This window comes from Sporosarcina sp. NCCP-2222 (assembly GCF_023168145.1).
GTDB lineage: Bacteria > Bacillota > Bacilli > Bacillales_A > Planococcaceae > Sporosarcina.
Map to the genome: position 1 here is coordinate 297,723 of NZ_BQYK01000004.1, position 16,825 is coordinate 314,547.

Consider the following 16,825-nt stretch of genomic DNA (forward strand, 5'->3'; position numbering starts at 1 on the left):
TTTCGCAAATAGTGCGTAATGACTCCATCTTCTTCGTGAACGCCTATATATTGATGCCCTACACTCTCTGCCCAGGCCTTAATATCTGCAATCGATCCTTTATCCGTCGCTTCCACTTCCAGCACTTTTCCCGGAGCCAGCTCCTGCATGACCTTTTTAGTCTTCACGACAGGCATCGGGCAAGCAAGTCCTCTCGCATCTAACTTCATATCTGTCTGTATCATTTCATCTCTCCTTTATGCCTATAGGGGTATACTTATCAATAAAAATTTTTATTCAACCGGACCATCCCACGCAAGCATACCCCCGGCCATATTCACCACTTTGTATCCGTGGCTCTCCAATAGTTGCGCCGCTCTCCCGCTTCGGCCGCCAGAACGGCAAACCAACGTGTACTCTATGTTCTTATCTAACTCCTGCATCCGAAATTCCAACAAGCCGAGCGGAATATGAATTGCTCCTGGAATTTTGCCTTCCGCCACTTCGTCTACTTCTCGGACATCAATAATATGTTTTACTGGCAACGTTTCTTTTACTTCTGCCGCTGTCATTTCCTTCATTCCACTCACTCCTCTTCTTAAATAAATAGATTGACGTTCCCATCTTGAGCATCTGCCAAGTAGGCAGCAACGCCCGCATATTCGATGCCATCCAACAGCTCTTCCTGTTTCAGCCCAAGCAGATCCATCGTCATCGTACATGCGACAAGTTTAATATCTTGCTCCTGAGCCAATTCAATTAATTGGGGCAACGTCATCGCATTATGCTTTGACATCACTTGTTTAATCATCTTCGGCCCCATGCCGGCAAAATTCATTTTGGAAAGGCCCATCTTATCCGCGCCGCGCGGCATCATCTTAGAGAACATGCCCTCAAGAAAACCTTTTTTGACAGGTACCTGTTCCTCTTTCCGAAGTGCGTTCAAGCCCCAAAATGTATGGAATATCGTCACTTCATGATCATAAGCGGCCGCTCCATTCGCGATAATATAGGCGGCCATCGCTTTATCGTAATCGCCACTGAATAACACAATGGTCGTCTTTTTTGTTTCTGACAAATTCATCTTCCTTCCTCTTTTTGATTACCCCTACCCCATGGGGTATTATATGTTGTAAAAAGAAAAGAGTCCATCTTACCGACTCTTCACTAGCAGTTCGACTGCTTCTTTCACAATCTCTTCTTGTGTACGGTGATCGTTTTCATCTTTATTTTGTATACACTCGATGAGATTGGAACTGACAATGACACCGATTGTCCGATCAATAGCCGTCCGGGAAGCCGACAATTGGGTAATGACATCTTTACAGTTCTGCTCTTCTTCCATCATCCGCAGAATGCCTTTTATCTGGCCTTCAATCCGCCGCAATCTGTTTTTGATTTTATCATCATACTCCACGTCGCAACCTCCTTTCTGTTCAGCTCTACGCTTATATTATACCCCAATAGGTATTTTGTCAACACACCAATTTTAATAAAATCTCCGCTTCTGCAATCTTCGACAAATTATGGTATACTAGTACTAGACAACTCGAAATAGATCGGCTTCGACTAGTTGTTTTTCCATCTTCTACTGCCCAGTCTGCTAAAGACTGCCGGCCTGCTAGAAAGATGAAAATCACAATGGGAGGGTTTCGATTGGCATTTCCACGCAAGGAAAAAGACATTTCAGATTTTGTCGCAGCTCGTCATATTGACGAAGAGATTTCATTTGTCCGTAATGATTACGAGGTAAACGGAACGATCCACAAGATTCTCGAGAACTCTGTCATCGTGAAGATTTCCGAAGAGGATGCAGAACGGATTGGCGCTGCCTCCGATCTTACGGTTGTTTCACATAAGAACTACTCTGTCTGCTAAGGCAGGCGATTGAAAAGGACTGTCCCGTCAGCCGAAATGGCAACGGAGGCAGTCCTTCTTTTTTCTTTAAATAATGAAATACGCCACAATGGAAAGCGCAATAGATGCTATCGTCATAGCGAGTAGCGGTTTCATTGCACGTTCACGAAGATCCCGCAAACTGACATTAAGACCGAGACCGACCATGGCAGCTGTCAATAACCAAGTGGTAATCGTGCTGATACTAGCCATTACGCTGTCCGACACGGGAATAGAATGGCCAAGTACATAGCTTCCGAACAAGCTAAGCACAATGAAACCGACCAAAAACCATGGGAACTCGATTTTGCTTTGTTCTTCCTCGGGATTTCCTTTGCTTTTACGCTTCATAAAATAAATGAAAATGAAACAGAGAGGAACGAGCAGGAATACCCTGCCGAGTTTCGCCAGCAATGCAATAGCCAGCGCATCTTCTCCTGCGGGTGCCGCTGCAATTGCTACATGGGCAAGCTCGTGCAGGCTCATGCCAGACCAAATTCCATAGTCTGTCGGAATGAGTGGTAATATCGGTCGTAAAATCGTATACCCGATGGCAAATACAGTTCCCATCATGGCGATGATTCCCACGCCAATAGCCGTATCCTCATCTTTCGTCTTTAAAATTGGCGCCACCGCGGCAATCGCGGCTGCCCCGCATACCCCGGTACCTACCCCTAATAGAAGAGAAATGTTTCTATCCGCTTTTAACCATTTCGCCAGAAGTACCGTAAAGCCGATGGCGAATGCAATGATAAACGCATCGCGCACAAGCAAGCCGAGCCCGTCACGGAAAACGACATCTATGTTTAATTTCAATCCGTACAAAATAATTGCAAGCCGCAAGAGTTTTTTTGAAGAAAAAGTAATGCCCGGCCGCAAAATTTCCGGATAACCGAAAAACTGCCGGTAGGCGACAGCAATAATAATGGCGCTCGCCAATTGGCCAATATGATCGAACCCCGGTACCTTTGCTAATAAAAATCCTAAAAATGCAATAAAGAATGTAAAAGCGATTCCCGCAATCCAAAGACCCGTTTTGTTTTTTGATTGTCCGTTCATTGGTACACCTCCTAGTCTTAGGATAATATCCGTATTTATATAAGTAAAATAAATTATAATAATGATTATGATAAGTAAAAACTTATGATAGAACATCGGGGGGATGGGAATGGATACGCAATTACAGATTTTTATTACGGTTGCCGAGAAACAGAGCTTCTCGCGCGCAGCCGAAATCCATCATATGACGCAGCCTGCTGTGAGCCAATATATCCGCTCACTAGAAGAGGAGATCGGCGTCCGGCTGCTTGAACGGACAAATAAATATGTACGTCTCAATACAGCAGGAGACATCGTCTATCATCATGCCAAGGAAATCATGGCACTCTATGGAAAGATGCAACATCTCGTCGACGACCTTACGAATAAAGCGAGCGGTGCATTGTCAATTGGCGCGAGCTACACATTCGGCGAGTATGTCTTGCCCCATATTCTTGCGGAATTAAAGGCGCGCTACCCTGCTATCATACCCACCGTCACAATCGGCAATACATCCACCATTGCGCAGCTTGTCGCAAGACATAAACTCGACGTCGGCGTCGTGGAAGGACAGTTTCAAGAATCCAAATTGATTGCGGAAGAGTTGGCGGAAGACACGATGGTCGTGGTCTGTTCCCCTTCCAGCCCACTTGCCGAGTTCCGGAAGGAAACAGAATCGATAGATATGAAACGCTTGGAGAATGAAACGTGGATTATTCGAGAAGCCGGCTCTGGGACGCGCGAAGCAATCGATACTGTGTTTGCCCAACACGGATTAAGCCCCGCTTCCGTCATGCACTTCAGCAGCACCCAGCCGATCAAAGAATCCGTCGAGGCTGGACTCGGCATCAGTCTGCTTTCCTATTGGTCCATACAAAAGGAATTGAAGCACGGGGAATTATGCGTCTTGAATGTGAAAGGGCTGCCGTACGTAAGAACATTCTCCGCCGTAACTGGTACACCTTTTCAAACCAAAGCGCTTGAAGTATTTATCGATTTGTTGTGGGAGAGTAAGCTGTTGGCTCCGTTTGGCGGGAATACGGATGGGATTTGAGTTGGAGATCCTATGAAATACTGTTTGCATACTGAAGCTAAGAAAGAGGAGTAACTTGGCTACTCTTCTTTCTTGGCTTCTTCGTATAGGCAAGCTCTGTGATTAATTCATTCTAGTAGTTAGTCAGTGTATACCATACTTTTTAAGAACTCAATTTTTCTACTATCTTTATTATTATTTTTATTCGCCCGGTAACTATCTTTTGAGGAAGACTCGTATATAGAAAGATATTGCTCAGGAGTTAGCAAATAATATGTTATTTCTTCTATTTGATGCAATTCTAATTCATCCAGTTGTATTCCTGCAAAGTCTGGAAGGGTGTCTATAATACCAAATGCAACGGATAAGCCTTCTTTAGAAAACTCATGTTCATGCAAATTAATTAAGTTATATCCCATTGATTCCATGATATTTATTACTTTGTCCCAGTTATATATAGATAATTCCGGCGGGACTTCCCAACCTCTCTTATCTCCAGGTACAAGAATGTCTACATCTTGTGCATCCCAACTCGTTTCAGTTACAATTTCCAAACCCACCGATCCGATTAATAAAGGAACTATATTAATGTCGTTTAGTTTTCTTGAAATGCTAATAAACTCATCAAATTTTGCATTGCTCATTTGGCTCCTTCCTTCCCCAATCATATCTTTTTTCAAAGTGACCTGCTCATTAAATGAAAGCAAAAGCAGAATCAGTGTGATGCTGATTAATATTTTATTTTAATAGTTAATTTGCCTATCACATAAGATGTCGATGCTATTTATTTATGCTGTGTACTTTATTTACTTCTTCTTTGGTTAGCTGTTTAATTTACTATTCAAATCTCCGTTTTTATCTCACTTCAAATTCTCTTTCGCGAAGAAAACTGCTTATCCTTCATCTCAATAAGCACATCATGTTGAAATGGCTAACTTTTTTTCGTAAATTCTCCTTCACCTATTTGACACATTAAAGTTAATAGGATAATTTACATTCATGTATTTTAGGTCTAAACTAACTAGCAGTCATTACTATTTTACTATTTTATTTGAGGTGTCTACTGTGAAAAAAATAATTCATTTCAAAACTCTGCGAATGCGAATATTATCCGGATTTGCGATTGTCTTTTTGCTCACCAGCATGTATAGCGGGTACATTTATTTTGTTAACAAGGAGGCTATTCAGCGAACTGAACAGATTGTGACGAAGCAAGTTGCACTTCTTGATGCTTATCAAAATATGTCTACTTCTATGTCTGTTCGTGTCGCTGCGGCTCGCGGGTATCTCCTTTCCGGCGAACAAAGGCTGCTAGATACATTCCAGGAATACATCGACTTTGGTATCGAAAACGAGAAGATTATCCATGAACTGCAAGATAGTGAGGAATTCGATGCATTGATTGAACGGACTGTCGCATGGCGTTCCTACCTTTCAAAAAACGTATTCGACGTTTATGCCAAAGGAAATAAAGATCAAGCGATTGCCAATATGACAACCAAAGATCAAGAATCGACTGACATTCGACTCGCATATGAACAGTTCGCGAAAGATAGTCGAACTGAAATTGAAGAAATTGGAGCCAATATGATTGCAATGACCAAAAAGAACATGATGATCAGCATCATACTTGCAATTAGCATAAGCTTGCTTTCTATTACGATTGCTTTGTTGACAGCTCAATCCATTTCCAAACCAATCAAACGTTTAGCCGGAAGAATGGTTAATATTGCTGAAGGGGATATCAGCCAGGAACCCCTCCCTGTCACGACAGAAGACGAAGTAGGCCAATTAACAAAAGCGACAAATCATATGGCTGCACGTCTAAATGATTTGCTTCAGCAGATTAATACAGTGGCCGGTACTGTAGCCGCGCATAGTGAAGAATTGACACAGTCCGCTTCAGAAGTGAAAGCAGGAACATCCCAAGTCGCAATGACAATGCAAGAGTTGGCTGTTGGTTCTGAAACACAAGCAAACAGCGCGAGCGACCTAGCTTCTATCATGAGTGACTTTGCAATGAAGGTAGACGAATCAAGTGAAAATGGGGAAATTGTTAAAAGGGATTCCAATACAGTATTGGAAATGACCGCGGATGGCCGGCAATTAATGGCTACTTCAACAGAACAGATGGCTCGGATCCATACACTTGTTCAAGATTCCGTGCAAAAAGTAGAAGGGCTTGCCATTCAATCACAAGAAATCTCTAAACTTGTTACCGTCATTAATGACATCGCGGCTCAAACAAATTTGCTTGCCTTAAATGCAGCAATTGAAGCGGCACGGGCAGGAGAGCAAGGCAGAGGCTTTGCTGTTGTAGCGGATGAAGTGAGGAAACTCGCAGAACAAGTAACAAACTCTGTCTCTGATATTTCAACAATCGTCGAAGGAATTCAAAATGAAACAAAAGTAGTCAGCCAATCCTTAGTCGCCGGTTATAAGGAAGTAGAGCTTGGCACGAATCAGATTCGCACCACTGGAGAAACTTTCGAAAAGATTAGCACTACGGTATCTCATATGGATCAGAACATCAAACACGTCACCAATAATTTACTTGATATTGTGGAGAGTACAAAGCGTATTAATAATACGATTGATGATATTGCCTCCGTTGCTGAGGAAGCGGCAGCCGGAGTGGAGCAGACTTCTGCTTCTGTCCAGCAATCCTCCAGCTCAATGGATGAAGTGGCAGCAAGCTCCGAACAGCTCGCAACACTTTCGGAAGAATTGAATGGATTGGTACAACAATTTAAAATCTAAAGGTTTAGTACACATGGGGTTGGATCGAAACGGTATCCAACCCCTTTTGTTTAACCTTCAACGCCCTAATCCAGGCTTTAATTCATAAAAAGAAACGCCATCTTCCTGAGGAGACATGAAATAAATTCTTTGATTCTCCACCCGGATTGGATGCTCTGCAAAGTAAATGGATTGTTCGTAAGGAACCTGGACACTGCCTATTTCCTTCCCCTTTTTATCCGTTACATAGATACGTGAAACGGTGGAGATTGGGCTTTCGTCCTTTACTTCCAGCTTTTCATAAATGATTTGGTTTGCCTGTACATCGTGAATGGTGAGGGCTCCATACGTTTCTTCGAATGGTATGTCGATAACTGATTCATGTTCTGATTCAGTTACAATGAGCTGCCCGTTCTTTTCATCCACTCGCCTTGGTGCAACTGTCAAATCACCAAAGGACTTAACGAATGGCTCAATTTGATTGTCAGCTACTGAAAGCGTTCGACTTCCCCCTTGATGGACGAAGATGTCTCCCTTCGAATTTACCGTTAGACCTGTGGGAATAAATTTGTGTTGCTGCAACGGAAGGTTATTTACTAATACGCCTTCCTTGTCATAAATTAAGACGCCTTGTCTTTCATCCAATACATAGATTGTTCCTTCTTGGTCGACATAAATGTCTTTTAGCGAAGCATCATCATCTAGTCTGAAATTGATTATTTTCTCTTCCCCATCCGTTACCACCACTTGCTTGGCCGCATTGTCTAATATATAAAAGACATCCTCTTTCACAAAAAAACTCACGGGCGCAAGGTCAGTTCCTTCTAGGATCCTCTGGGGCTTCCCGATTTGCCCATCGTCCATTCCGTACTCAAGCGAAAAGAGCTTCTCTATCTGCTCGGCCGCACCCCAATCCGGCTCGACCTCTTGCCTTGCTTCTCGCTGAACGTTTGATTTGCTCAAAACGATAGTAATCAGCACACCCGCGATGAGCACAGCGACCACAACTATCCACTGCCATTTTTTCATTACAAACCGCCTCCACTTACTGTGAATCCTTCATTCCACAAGAGGTTTGCAGCTAGTTACATAGAAGTGATGAACAACAGAAGAAGCATAAAAGCCGCCATAAACATACTAATTACAATAAGGAGCATGGCTGCGAGAACATTGTTTCGAAACTCCTTGATTCCAGAAATAAAACCAAAGATCACGACGCCCCACCAGAGAATGTCTAATAATAGATCCGAACTATTGGCGAAACTTCCCGTGACAAAGGCAATGAAGATGCCGACTTGAAGCAAAAAAGCGATCCATGCTGTTATCGAGGGCTTTCTTTGAGCCTCTCGATGTCGGAAAAATAACGTTATGCCCAAGCCAGCAGTAATGAGAAAGAGGGTTAGCATAATGAGCATGAATAAAATTGAGAAAGACATAATATAATCTTGCTTACCCCCTATCTGTCAGCAATCGTATCAAACAGCTCGACATCAACGCTGTCACGGTCTGCCCAGCTATGAAACTTCTCCAAATGCCAAGCATCCAGACGTCTCGAATACTGGTTCTCTTCCATCCAGGCATGCAAATCGGAATAGGCCTCCCTGATTTTGTCGTTTGGACCTTTGTATCTCACGACGGCGTATGATTGCGGAGGAATCGTCAGCTGGACGAGATCTTCTGGCAAATCCCCGAATCCCCTTACTTCCACACAAATCCAGTAGCCGTCATTTTCCGGTACCCCATCCACAACAAATCCCCCGATCTGCTGGGACGGATTGATAACATGCGGGATATCTTCCTGCTTATCTTGCAAACGAAGGGATGCTTTCGGTATTTCGGTTATGTATTGATCCCCTTCGCATAAAATCCTATAGCCGACCAATTTCAGCTCTCCCCATTTCTTAACTTGCTTCTCTCTACCCATACACCCTACCCCTTCCATGTTTGCGTTCTAATCAAGACGATACCATTATGCAGGAGTTCCCTATATTTCACAATATTTCGTTAGCCTCATGAAAATTTGTCCATTGAATATAAAAAAGAGAAGGAATTCCCTCCCTTTCTATTGAAGGGTAACAGAATGGAAGGAGCTGGACATCAATGCGGAAATTTTTGCTTGCCTCAATTATTTTAACCGGACTTATTTATCTCTTTTTTGGCCCTGACGAAATCGTGGATGTGAAGATTGCCATGAAACTTCTGCCCATGGCCCTCATCCTCATTTATGGATTTGCCACGCCTTCGCTCGTATCCACTTCATACAAGCGGATGATCTTGGCGGGTTTATTTGTCTGCATGGTAGCAGATGGAGTCATTTATTGGTTTATGGCTGGACTTGTGACCTTTTTCTTCGGCCATCTTTTTTACATCGCGGCATTCCGCCAAGCAAGCCAGAAGCCGGTGCCTCTTTGGGCGGGCATCCCCCTTGTCGCCTACGGATTGTTTATGGCTGCATGGATTGCGGGAGCTCAATATTCAGCAGGTCAAACAATAGTAGGCACGGCAATCATCGCCTATATTGCTGTCATATTAGTAATGGGCTGGATGGCCATACGGACACTGTTGCCTTTCGCCATTTTGGGCGCACTCCTCTTCATCTGTTCGGATTCCTTGTTGGCAATCGACCGTTTCGTAACAGCTCTCCCGTATCGTGATGCATTGGTCATGGTCACCTATTATGCCGCACAGGTCCTGATCGCTTCGAGCATCGGGAACCGCTTCGTGAAGTATTCCGTAAATCCAAACAATCTGATAAGATGAAAGAATCGTACCACTATTTTGAGGAGGGTTTTGGAATGAAAGAAAAATTGATCGAACGGTTAACCCGTTATGCAAAAATAGATACACAATCGGATGCAGAAAGCGCAACGACGCCTTCTACGCCAGGGCAATGGGACTTGCTTCATGAGCTTGAAAAAGAGTTGGCTGCTATCGGGATGGAAGACATCACACTGGACGACAATGGCTATTTATTCGCCACACTTCCGGCTAATACCGACAAAGACATTCCGGTCATCGGATTTTTGGCGCACGTCGATACAGCGACTGATTACACAGGTAAAAACGTCAATCCACAGCTTGTCCATGATTATGACGGTAACGACATTCAACTGAATAGCAATACTGTCATGCGGGTAGAAACGTTTCCTGAATTGAAAAATTACGTAGGGCACACGCTCATGACAACAGATGGAACGACGTTGCTCGGGGCGGACAATAAAGCCGGGATTGCAGAAATCATGACGGCTATGGAATATTTGATTGCCCATCCGGAAATTCAACATGGCAAGCTCCGCGTCGCGTTTACACCAGACGAGGAAATCGGGCGCGGGCCACATAAATTTGACGTGGAAGCATTTGGCGCGAAATACGCCTATACGATGGACGGCGGACCAATCGGTGAACTTCAATATGAAAGCTTCAACGCAGCGGGAGCAAAAGTAACGTTCCATGGAACAAACGTCCATCCAGGTTCCGCAAAGGATAAGATGATCAATTCCATTTTGATTGCGAATGAATTCCAAGCAGCAATGCCAGCAGATGAAGTTCCACAAAAAACGGACGGCTACGAAGGATTTATTCACTTAATGGATGTCGATGGGTCCGTCGAAAAGACGACATTGAGCTATATCATCCGGTATTTCGACCGCGAGCAATTCGAAGCGCGGAAGCAATTGATGGTCGATACGGCTGCGAAGTTAAAAGAGAAGCATGGCGAAGAAGCGGTCGTGTTAGAACTGGAAGATCAATACTACAACATGCGTGAAAAGATCGAACCGGTAATGGAAATCGTCGATATTATCGGGGATGCTTTTAAGGTACTTAGTATTGAGCCTAACATCGTCCCTGTACGTGGCGGAACGGATGGCTCGCAGTTATCTTACATGGGCATGCCGACTCCAAACATTTTCACAGGCGGCGAAAACTACCACGGCAAGTATGAATATATCTCTGTTGACAACATGGTGAAAGCAACGGAAGTCATTATCGAGGCAGTGAAGCTTTACGAACAACGGGCATAAGGAGGAATTTTGATGAAAGCGATTTGGCTTGGAATCCTCTCATCCCTCTTTTTTGCGGTGACGTTTGTTTTGAATCGATCAATGGAAATGTCAGGGGGAAGCTGGCTTTGGAGCGCTTCCCTCCGTTATTTTTTCATGGTGCCGTTTTTAATCGCGATTGTCGCTTGGCGCGGCGGGCTCCGTGATATGAAAGATGCCATGACAGCGCGCCCTGCGCCTTTTTTTGTATGGAGCGTCGTGGCATTCGTCCTATTTTATGCCCCGCTCACTTTCTCGGCAGCGTACAGTCCGGGCTGGCTGCTGGCCGGTACATGGCAATTAACGATTGTGGCAGGAGTATTGCTCGCTCCATTCTTTGTCATTGTTGTGAAGACATCCACTGGTGTTAAAAAGGTGAGGCAGCAAGTCCCGTTGATTTCCCTCGGCATCTCGTTGATCATCTTTGCGGGAGTCGTCTTGATTCAAATACCGAACGCGAAAAGTGTTGAGCTGCAAACGCTGCTGCTCGGCATTTTACCAGTCATCATCGCAGCTTTCGCCTACCCGCTCGGTAATCGGAAGATGATGGATTTATTGCAAGGCCGGCTGGATACATTTCAACGGGTGCTCGCAATGACACTCATGACCCTTCCCGTCTGGGCATTGTTTGCGGTTTATGCCGTCATGACCGTTGGACTTCCATCGATGAGTCAAGTCGTTCAGTCATTAATTGTCGCGGTCAGTTCAGGCGTCATCGCCACTTCCCTGTTCTTCATGGCGACAGACTTGGTGCAAGGCGACCAGGGAAAACTGGCAGCCGTTGAAGCAACCCAATCGACAGAACTGATCTTTGCGATGATCGGTGAAATCATTATTTTACATATCGCTTTGCCTGGCGCCCTCTCGCTTGCCGGGATTGGGGTCATCATCATTGGGATGGCGCTTCATAGCTATCAGACAGCCGTTGCGGGGAAGAAGCGATTGAAGGCGAGTAATGCATGATTTTTATACATCCAGACCTGCATATCAGCTAAACAGTAGATAGGGAGGAGGATTTTCATGAGCTCGGATTTTTATTGTGATGAAGTGTTGAGTGGCAATACAGAAGTAACTAGGGTGTTAGAAACCGAAAACGCCCTGGCGTTTTATCATACAAAGCCGTCTTATCCTGTCCACATTGTGGCGATCCCCAAAAAGCATATCCCTTCACTCCTGACATTAGAGGAAGGCGATAACGAACTCTTGCTTGAGCTAATGCATGTAGTGAAAACAGTGGCAGCAAAGGTGACAGAAGAACATGGAGCCTGCCGGGTGATTACCAATCTCGGCAATTATCAAGATTCCAAACATCTTCATTGGCATATCATCTCTGGAAAACCGTTGGATTCTTAAGTTTTTTCATGTGAAATAGTAAATTAGCGATGAAAGGGAGAGAAAAAACATGTTGCAAATACCGGGGAAATTAAAAAGCGGCGATGAAATAAGGATTATTGCGCCGAGCCGCAGTGCGTGCATTTTATCCGAGGAAGGCATACAAATGGCGAAAGAAAGGCTTCAGCAGTTAGGATTTACCGTCTCTTTCGGCCGCCATGTATTTGAAAAAGACCTTCAAAATTCCACAAGCATTGAACAAAGAGTGGAAGACTTGCATGATGCGTTCAGTGACAAGCAGGTAAAAGGGATTCTATCCGTTATCGGCGGTTTTAATTCCAATGAACTTCTGCCCTATATTGATTATGAATTAATTAAAAAGAACCCGAAAATATTTTGCGGCTTCAGCGATATTACAGCCACCGCAAATGCCATTACGGCTAAAACGGGAATGGTTACGTACTCGGGACCTCATTTCTCCAGTTTTCAAATGGTGAAGGGACAGGAATACCAAACCCATTTCTTTACGCAATGCCTTATGCAGGACACCCCTTTTGAACTGAAACCGTCCAGTCAGTGGAGCGACGATGCTTGGTATTTGGATCAAGAAAATCGAAACTTTGAAGAAACTTCCTGGAAAACCTATCAGGCAGGGACGGCCGCCGGCACACTGTGGGGCGGCAATCTATGTACACTGAACTTGCTGCAAGGAACGGACTACATGCCAAATCTTGAGAATGCCGTACTCTTCGTTGAGGATGATGAGATGACCATCCCCGAGACCTTTGCAAGGGATTTAACGTCTTTATTGCAAACTGTAAAATCCCTGAAAGCTCTTGTGATTGGGAGATTTCAACGAACATCGAATATCTCCGAGGAACAACTGCTGTTCATTCTTGATAAACATCCGATCTTAAAAGGAATTCCTGTACTATATGATGTCGATTTCGGACATACGCAGCCAATGTTCACCTTCCCGATTGGCGGAGAAGTACTGGTGGATGCTTCGGCAGAAGAACTGAAACTTGTGAGGTTTTAAGTTTTTTCAAATATGTAATGCGCACGGACTTTCCGTGCGTATTTTTGTGTTCTTGTGTTCAATTTGGGATTTGTTTTAGGACTTTTCCTTGGTATGCGGGTTTCCCGATTTATGCGCGGGTACGGACTGCGTATGCGTGAGTGTCAGACTTTATGCGCGGGTGTGATCTGCGTATGCGCGGGTGCCAGACTTTATGCGCGGGTGTGGACTTGATATGCGCGGGTGGCTCGCTTTATGCGCGGCTACGGGCCGGGTATGCGCGGCTGGCTCGCTTTATGCGCGGCTGCGACCTGCCTATGCGCGGGTGTGGGCCGGGTATGCGCGGCTAACTGTAATGGGCGTACACTAAACTCCTGAAAAACAACAATTCAAAAGCCCGCGACAACTCGCGGGCTTCTATTTATTCGTATTCACCTAGTATTTCCACCGCTTTATCCGCGAGTGATGTATCAATCGCGATATTGAAGTCGATGTCACCTAGGATGGCGCCATTTGCTTTGTAGGAATCGAACTGTTTTTTAATATCGTCCACATACATGTCGCCGTTCGGGTTTAGCCCGGTGACATGGACTTTATCCCATAATGCAGGATCTTTCAGTGCTGTATGTTTCACCATGATGTCGATGACTTCCGCTTTGCCGATATCCTTGAAGAAGGCGTCATTGTAATCATGTAATCCTTTCAGGTAGGCAAGCATGAATCGGAGTGACAGTTCATCATCCGCCATAAATTTCGGTGAGGCGAGTACCATGGCAATTTGTGATTCTGGCGCGTAATCGGTCGCGTCGCCAAATCGTACATGGAATCCTTTTTCGACGCCTTGGGTAATGAGCGGCTCGATGTTCAGCGCTGCGTCGATTGTTCCAGAATCAATGGCGCCTAGCATCGCACCGAAATCAGCGATGTGGACATACTCGACATCGTCTTCTGTTAAGCCGGCATGCTTCAGCATCTCTTCATAAATATAGCCATCAATCGAATTACGGGATGAAACCCCAATCTTCTTCCCTTTAAAGTCGCTGTATTCCTTAATTTCATCGACCATATGATTGCCGATGACGAAAGTGAAATAGGAATTGCCTGGTACGTTATGGCCTTTATCCGCAATAATTCGTACATCTATGCCTTGTGCGATAGCGTTGAAGAACGACGCTGTCGATACACCGCCTGCTATATCCACTTCTCCTGCGGCAAGGGCTGGCAGCATATCATCGCTATTCGCAAAATCTGCGAATTCCACTTCGATGTTATAGTCCTCAAAGTATCCTTTTTCTTTCGCGATATAAAATCCTGCTCCCGACGCCGCCCCATCTTCGGCAATCAATACTTTCGTTCGTTTTTCAAGTGGTGCCAAGTCGCCAGACGGCGCTTCTGCGGCAGCTTCACCCGGTGGTTTGGTTTCGGATGCCGGCGGGGCGGCCGGCTCTGTCTTGCCGCATGCCCCAAGCACCCATATACAACTTAGCAGGAGTATCCATCCTGCTTTCAGCCGCTTCTTCATATGTTTTCCCCTTTTCATGCTTTTTGTTCTCTCGATTGTTGAACTTCCCTTTGAAGATGCTTCCATACCTCAATGAATTGCTGTGCCATGTCCGGATCTTTTCGGATATCTTCTATGGTTCTCGGGCGCGGAGTTGTCACTTTGATTTCTTTGATGATTTTGCCCGGCTGCGAGCTCATCAAAAGGATTCGGTCGCTTAGCAGCAATGCTTCGTCGATGCTGTGGGTAATGAAAAGTACTGTTTTCTTCGTCTCCGACCAGATGGACAATAATTCTTCCTGCAAGATGAATTTATTCTGCTCATCCAGTGCTGCAAAAGGTTCATCCATCAGCAGGATTTCCGGATCGTTCGCAAATGCCCGCGCGATGCTGACCCTCTGTTTCATGCCGCCCGATAATTCCCTTGGATATAGCTTCGAAAATTTTTCAAGCCCTGTCTTCTCCAAGTAATATTTCGTCCGTTCCTCGATCAATTTCTTCGGCAGCCGCCTCATTTTTAAACCGAAAGCGACGTTTTCTTCAACTGTCAGCCAAGGGATGACGCCCCGTTCTTGAAAGACCATTGATTGGAGCGGACGGTCCTCATGATCGGTCGCGATATTAAATTCACCGACACTTGGTTGCTCCAAGCCTGCCAAGATACGGAGCAGCGTTGTTTTTCCACAGCCACTCGGACCGACAATGCACACAAACTCTCCTTCATTGATTGTCATGGAGATATCGTCAAGAGCGGTAACACTGCCTTGTTTTTTATAAAATGCCTTCGTCAAATGTTCAATCGCAATTTTCCCTTTCATCCGATCACCTCCATGGCAGCAATTTTTTCTGGAATCCCCGCAGCAGTACAGAGAACAAATAGCCGAAGAAGGAAATGAGAATGAGCCCGACATACATTTCTTGCAGCAGGAATGCCTTATACGACGTCCATATCAAGTAGCCGATCCCCGAGGTCGCACCCATCATTTCCGCAGCGACAATTGTTAATAGCGCAATTGCCTGCCCCATTTGGATCCCTTCCAGCATAACGGGCAAGGCTCCGGGCAAAGCAATCTTATAAAAGAACTGCAGCTTTCCGGCTCCGTAGTTATTCGCAACATCCAAATAGATTTGATCGATGTTCATTACACCGGCTGCCGTATTGATGACGACCGGAAAGAACACACTCCCTGCAATTGTGACAACTTTTGATAAATCACCGATTCCGAACAAAATAATTATCATTGGAAGTAACGCAAGCGTCGGAATCGGCATCAGCGCCATAACAATCGGCTGCATGAGATGCCGGATCGGCGAATAAAGACCCATTAAAAGGCCGATGATGACACCCGGGATGACCCCTGCCAGAAAACCTACAAAAATCCGATACAATGAAACCCCGACATGTTTTACTAGTGATCCATTTGCCACCATATCAAAGAGAGTCCCTATGATCGCGGAAGGCGGAGGAAAGAAACGGGTATCGATCATCCCTGTTCTCGACAACACTTCCCACAGCAACAATAGGAAGATGGGCGATACAATGGTCAACAGTTGCTTATACCGTTCCTTCGACTGTCTCCGCTTCCACTCTTGTTGCTCGATTTCAAACGGATCATGTTTTTCAATGGTTCCTCTTCTATCCAATGTCCACCACCTCTTCATCTAAATGATATGTTTATGCCTATGGGTCGACATAGGCAAACGTCGAGATATCGGGAATTATGGGGATGTGCTATTGCCCTGCGAATGATCTGTACAAAAAAAAACATCGTTCAGCCGATTTCGACTGTAACGATGCTTTGTTTTCCTTCTGAAATGAAATCTCTGGTCTAACGCACTGGGCAGAACTGCTGCTCAGCGCCAGGCGCTCATCCCGCCTCTGACATTCAATACATTGGAAAAACCCGATTTCTTCAGCAAAGCTGCCGCCTTTGAACTGCGCATGCCGCTTTGGCAAATGACGACGACTTCTTTCGATTTATCCAATTGATCCAATTTCGCATGTAACCCTTGAAGAGGAATATTCTTGAACTCCTTAATATGCCGACCCTTGTACTCTGCAGGCGTCCGGACATCCACAAATTGCTTTGTTTTGTCCTGCAGCATCCCTTTCAACTCTTCTGTTGAAATTGAACGCACTCCTTTGGCAGGCATCATTCGCCATACGAGGAAAGCAACAACTAAGAGAAATAGTATCCAGCCCATCTATATCATCCTTTGTTTTCGTATTTATTACCCCTGTAGGTATC

General features: G+C 45.0%; 21 protein-coding genes. 8 read left to right on the forward strand and 13 right to left on the reverse strand.

What is annotated here, in order from left to right:
* The 4 genes from NCCP2222_RS11165 to NCCP2222_RS11180 form a co-directional block, all read right to left on the reverse strand.
* Positions 1-224, reverse strand: a 224-nt coding sequence (locus NCCP2222_RS11165) for a sulfurtransferase TusA family protein (RefSeq protein WP_248512380.1), incomplete at its 3' end; no start/stop codon positions are given.
* 48 nt (positions 225-272) lie between these two features.
* Positions 273-560 carry a rhodanese-like domain-containing protein gene (locus NCCP2222_RS11170; protein WP_248512382.1) on the reverse strand — a complete coding sequence of 96 codons (288 nt, stop codon included), beginning with the start codon at positions 558-560 and terminating at the stop codon, positions 273-275.
* A 17-nt stretch (positions 561-577) separates the two neighbouring features.
* Positions 578-1,063, reverse strand: coding sequence for a DsrE/DsrF/DrsH-like family protein (locus NCCP2222_RS11175; RefSeq protein WP_248512384.1), 486 nt, complete (start codon positions 1,061-1,063; stop codon positions 578-580).
* Positions 1,064-1,132: 69 nt separating this feature from the next.
* Positions 1,133-1,396, reverse strand: coding sequence for a metal-sensitive transcriptional regulator (locus tag NCCP2222_RS11180; protein WP_248512386.1), 264 nt, complete (start codon positions 1,394-1,396; stop codon positions 1,133-1,135).
* A gap of 239 nt (positions 1,397-1,635) precedes the next feature.
* Between NCCP2222_RS11180 and NCCP2222_RS11185 the strand changes: the two genes are divergently transcribed.
* The gene (locus NCCP2222_RS11185) at positions 1,636-1,857 is read left to right on the forward strand and encodes a DUF2187 family protein (protein WP_238078912.1); all 222 of its coding nucleotides are present in this window, start codon (positions 1,636-1,638) and stop codon (positions 1,855-1,857) included.
* 66 nt (positions 1,858-1,923) lie between these two features.
* Here the strand turns inward: NCCP2222_RS11185 and NCCP2222_RS11190 are convergent, their stop codons facing one another.
* Positions 1,924-2,934, reverse strand: coding sequence for a YeiH family protein (locus NCCP2222_RS11190; protein WP_248512388.1), 1,011 nt, complete (start codon positions 2,932-2,934; stop codon positions 1,924-1,926).
* A gap of 109 nt (positions 2,935-3,043) precedes the next feature.
* Here NCCP2222_RS11190 and NCCP2222_RS11195 point away from each other — a divergent pair, with 109 nt between their 5' ends.
* On the forward strand, positions 3,044-3,967 hold the full coding sequence (locus tag NCCP2222_RS11195; RefSeq protein ID WP_248512390.1) for a LysR family transcriptional regulator: 924 nt from the start codon (positions 3,044-3,046) through the stop codon (positions 3,965-3,967).
* A 119-nt stretch (positions 3,968-4,086) separates the two neighbouring features.
* Here the strand turns inward: NCCP2222_RS11195 and NCCP2222_RS11200 are convergent, their stop codons facing one another.
* Complete coding sequence (locus NCCP2222_RS11200; protein ID WP_375709181.1) at positions 4,087-4,626, reverse strand: phosphoribosylanthranilate isomerase; 540 nt, start codon at positions 4,624-4,626, stop codon at positions 4,087-4,089.
* Between the two features lie 385 nt (positions 4,627-5,011).
* Between NCCP2222_RS11200 and NCCP2222_RS11205 the strand changes: the two genes are divergently transcribed.
* Entirely contained in the window at positions 5,012-6,706 is a 1,695-nt protein-coding gene (locus NCCP2222_RS11205) for a methyl-accepting chemotaxis protein (protein ID WP_248512392.1), read from the forward strand.
* A 57-nt stretch (positions 6,707-6,763) separates the two neighbouring features.
* Here NCCP2222_RS11205 and NCCP2222_RS11210 read toward each other — a convergent pair whose 3' ends face one another.
* Genes NCCP2222_RS11210 through NCCP2222_RS11220 form a run of 3 tightly spaced genes read right to left on the reverse strand, consistent with a single transcriptional unit; the run spans position 6,764 to position 8,609 of the window.
* Entirely contained in the window at positions 6,764-7,714 is a 951-nt protein-coding gene (locus NCCP2222_RS11210; RefSeq protein WP_248512394.1) for an NHL repeat-containing protein, read from the reverse strand.
* A 56-nt stretch (positions 7,715-7,770) separates the two neighbouring features.
* Entirely contained in the window at positions 7,771-8,121 is a 351-nt protein-coding gene (locus tag NCCP2222_RS11215; RefSeq protein WP_248512397.1) for a hypothetical protein, read from the reverse strand.
* A gap of 20 nt (positions 8,122-8,141) precedes the next feature.
* A complete protein-coding gene (locus NCCP2222_RS11220; RefSeq protein WP_248512399.1) occupies positions 8,142-8,609 on the reverse strand; it encodes a GyrI-like domain-containing protein in 468 nt (155 codons plus the stop codon).
* A 176-nt stretch (positions 8,610-8,785) separates the two neighbouring features.
* Here NCCP2222_RS11220 and NCCP2222_RS11225 point away from each other — a divergent pair, with 176 nt between their 5' ends.
* The 5 genes from NCCP2222_RS11225 to NCCP2222_RS11245 are packed head-to-tail and all read left to right on the forward strand — an operon-like array spanning position 8,786 to position 13,096.
* Positions 8,786-9,445 carry a lysoplasmalogenase gene (locus tag NCCP2222_RS11225; RefSeq protein ID WP_248512401.1) on the forward strand — a complete coding sequence of 220 codons (660 nt, stop codon included), beginning with the start codon at positions 8,786-8,788 and terminating at the stop codon, positions 9,443-9,445.
* 35 nt (positions 9,446-9,480) lie between these two features.
* Positions 9,481-10,707 carry a peptidase T gene (gene pepT, locus NCCP2222_RS11230; protein WP_248512403.1) on the forward strand — a complete coding sequence of 409 codons (1,227 nt, stop codon included), beginning with the start codon at positions 9,481-9,483 and terminating at the stop codon, positions 10,705-10,707.
* Positions 10,708-10,719: 12 nt separating this feature from the next.
* Positions 10,720-11,688, forward strand: a complete 969-nt coding sequence (locus NCCP2222_RS11235; RefSeq protein WP_248512405.1) for a DMT family transporter — start codon at positions 10,720-10,722, stop codon at positions 11,686-11,688.
* Positions 11,689-11,745: 57 nt separating this feature from the next.
* A complete protein-coding gene (locus NCCP2222_RS11240; protein WP_248512408.1) occupies positions 11,746-12,078 on the forward strand; it encodes an HIT domain-containing protein in 333 nt (110 codons plus the stop codon).
* A 52-nt stretch (positions 12,079-12,130) separates the two neighbouring features.
* Positions 12,131-13,096: a S66 family peptidase gene (locus NCCP2222_RS11245; RefSeq protein WP_248512554.1), complete on the forward strand. Its 966-nt coding sequence runs from the start codon at positions 12,131-12,133 to the stop codon at positions 13,094-13,096.
* A gap of 400 nt (positions 13,097-13,496) precedes the next feature.
* Here the strand turns inward: NCCP2222_RS11245 and NCCP2222_RS11250 are convergent, their stop codons facing one another.
* The 4 genes from NCCP2222_RS11250 to NCCP2222_RS11265 form a co-directional block, all read right to left on the reverse strand.
* Positions 13,497-14,597: an ABC transporter substrate-binding protein gene (locus tag NCCP2222_RS11250; RefSeq protein WP_248512410.1), complete on the reverse strand. Its 1,101-nt coding sequence runs from the start codon at positions 14,595-14,597 to the stop codon at positions 13,497-13,499.
* A 14-nt stretch (positions 14,598-14,611) separates the two neighbouring features.
* Positions 14,612-15,394 carry an ABC transporter ATP-binding protein gene (locus tag NCCP2222_RS11255; RefSeq protein ID WP_248512412.1) on the reverse strand — a complete coding sequence of 261 codons (783 nt, stop codon included), beginning with the start codon at positions 15,392-15,394 and terminating at the stop codon, positions 14,612-14,614.
* A 4-nt stretch (positions 15,395-15,398) separates the two neighbouring features.
* Positions 15,399-16,220: an ABC transporter permease gene (locus NCCP2222_RS11260; protein ID WP_248512413.1), complete on the reverse strand. Its 822-nt coding sequence runs from the start codon at positions 16,218-16,220 to the stop codon at positions 15,399-15,401.
* A gap of 210 nt (positions 16,221-16,430) precedes the next feature.
* Positions 16,431-16,781 carry a rhodanese-like domain-containing protein gene (locus NCCP2222_RS11265; RefSeq protein ID WP_248512414.1) on the reverse strand — a complete coding sequence of 117 codons (351 nt, stop codon included), beginning with the start codon at positions 16,779-16,781 and terminating at the stop codon, positions 16,431-16,433.
* Positions 16,782-16,825: the final 44 nt, after the last annotated feature.

Coding starts and splice junctions, on each gene's coding strand:
- NCCP2222_RS11170 (WP_248512382.1), bottom strand. CDS start 560: ATGAAGGAAATGACAGCGGCAGAAGTAAAAGAAACGTTGCCAGTAAAA.
- NCCP2222_RS11175 (WP_248512384.1), bottom strand. CDS start 1,063: ATGAATTTGTCAGAAACAAAAAAGACGACCATTGTGTTATTCAGTGGC.
- NCCP2222_RS11190 (WP_248512388.1), bottom strand. CDS start 2,934: ATGAACGGACAATCAAAAAACAAAACGGGTCTTTGGATTGCGGGAATC.
- NCCP2222_RS11195 (WP_248512390.1), top strand. CDS start 3,044: ATGGATACGCAATTACAGATTTTTATTACGGTTGCCGAGAAACAGAGC.
- NCCP2222_RS11210 (WP_248512394.1), bottom strand. CDS start 7,714: ATGAAAAAATGGCAGTGGATAGTTGTGGTCGCTGTGCTCATCGCGGGT.
- NCCP2222_RS11215 (WP_248512397.1), bottom strand. CDS start 8,121: ATGTCTTTCTCAATTTTATTCATGCTCATTATGCTAACCCTCTTTCTC.
- NCCP2222_RS11220 (WP_248512399.1), bottom strand. CDS start 8,609: ATGGGTAGAGAGAAGCAAGTTAAGAAATGGGGAGAGCTGAAATTGGTC.
- NCCP2222_RS11225 (WP_248512401.1), top strand. CDS start 8,786: ATGCGGAAATTTTTGCTTGCCTCAATTATTTTAACCGGACTTATTTAT.
- pepT (WP_248512403.1), top strand. CDS start 9,481: ATGAAAGAAAAATTGATCGAACGGTTAACCCGTTATGCAAAAATAGAT.
- NCCP2222_RS11235 (WP_248512405.1), top strand. CDS start 10,720: ATGAAAGCGATTTGGCTTGGAATCCTCTCATCCCTCTTTTTTGCGGTG.
- NCCP2222_RS11240 (WP_248512408.1), top strand. CDS start 11,746: ATGAGCTCGGATTTTTATTGTGATGAAGTGTTGAGTGGCAATACAGAA.
- NCCP2222_RS11250 (WP_248512410.1), bottom strand. CDS start 14,597: ATGAAGAAGCGGCTGAAAGCAGGATGGATACTCCTGCTAAGTTGTATA.
- NCCP2222_RS11255 (WP_248512412.1), bottom strand. CDS start 15,394: ATGAAAGGGAAAATTGCGATTGAACATTTGACGAAGGCATTTTATAAA.
- NCCP2222_RS11265 (WP_248512414.1), bottom strand. CDS start 16,781: ATGGGCTGGATACTATTTCTCTTAGTTGTTGCTTTCCTCGTATGGCGA.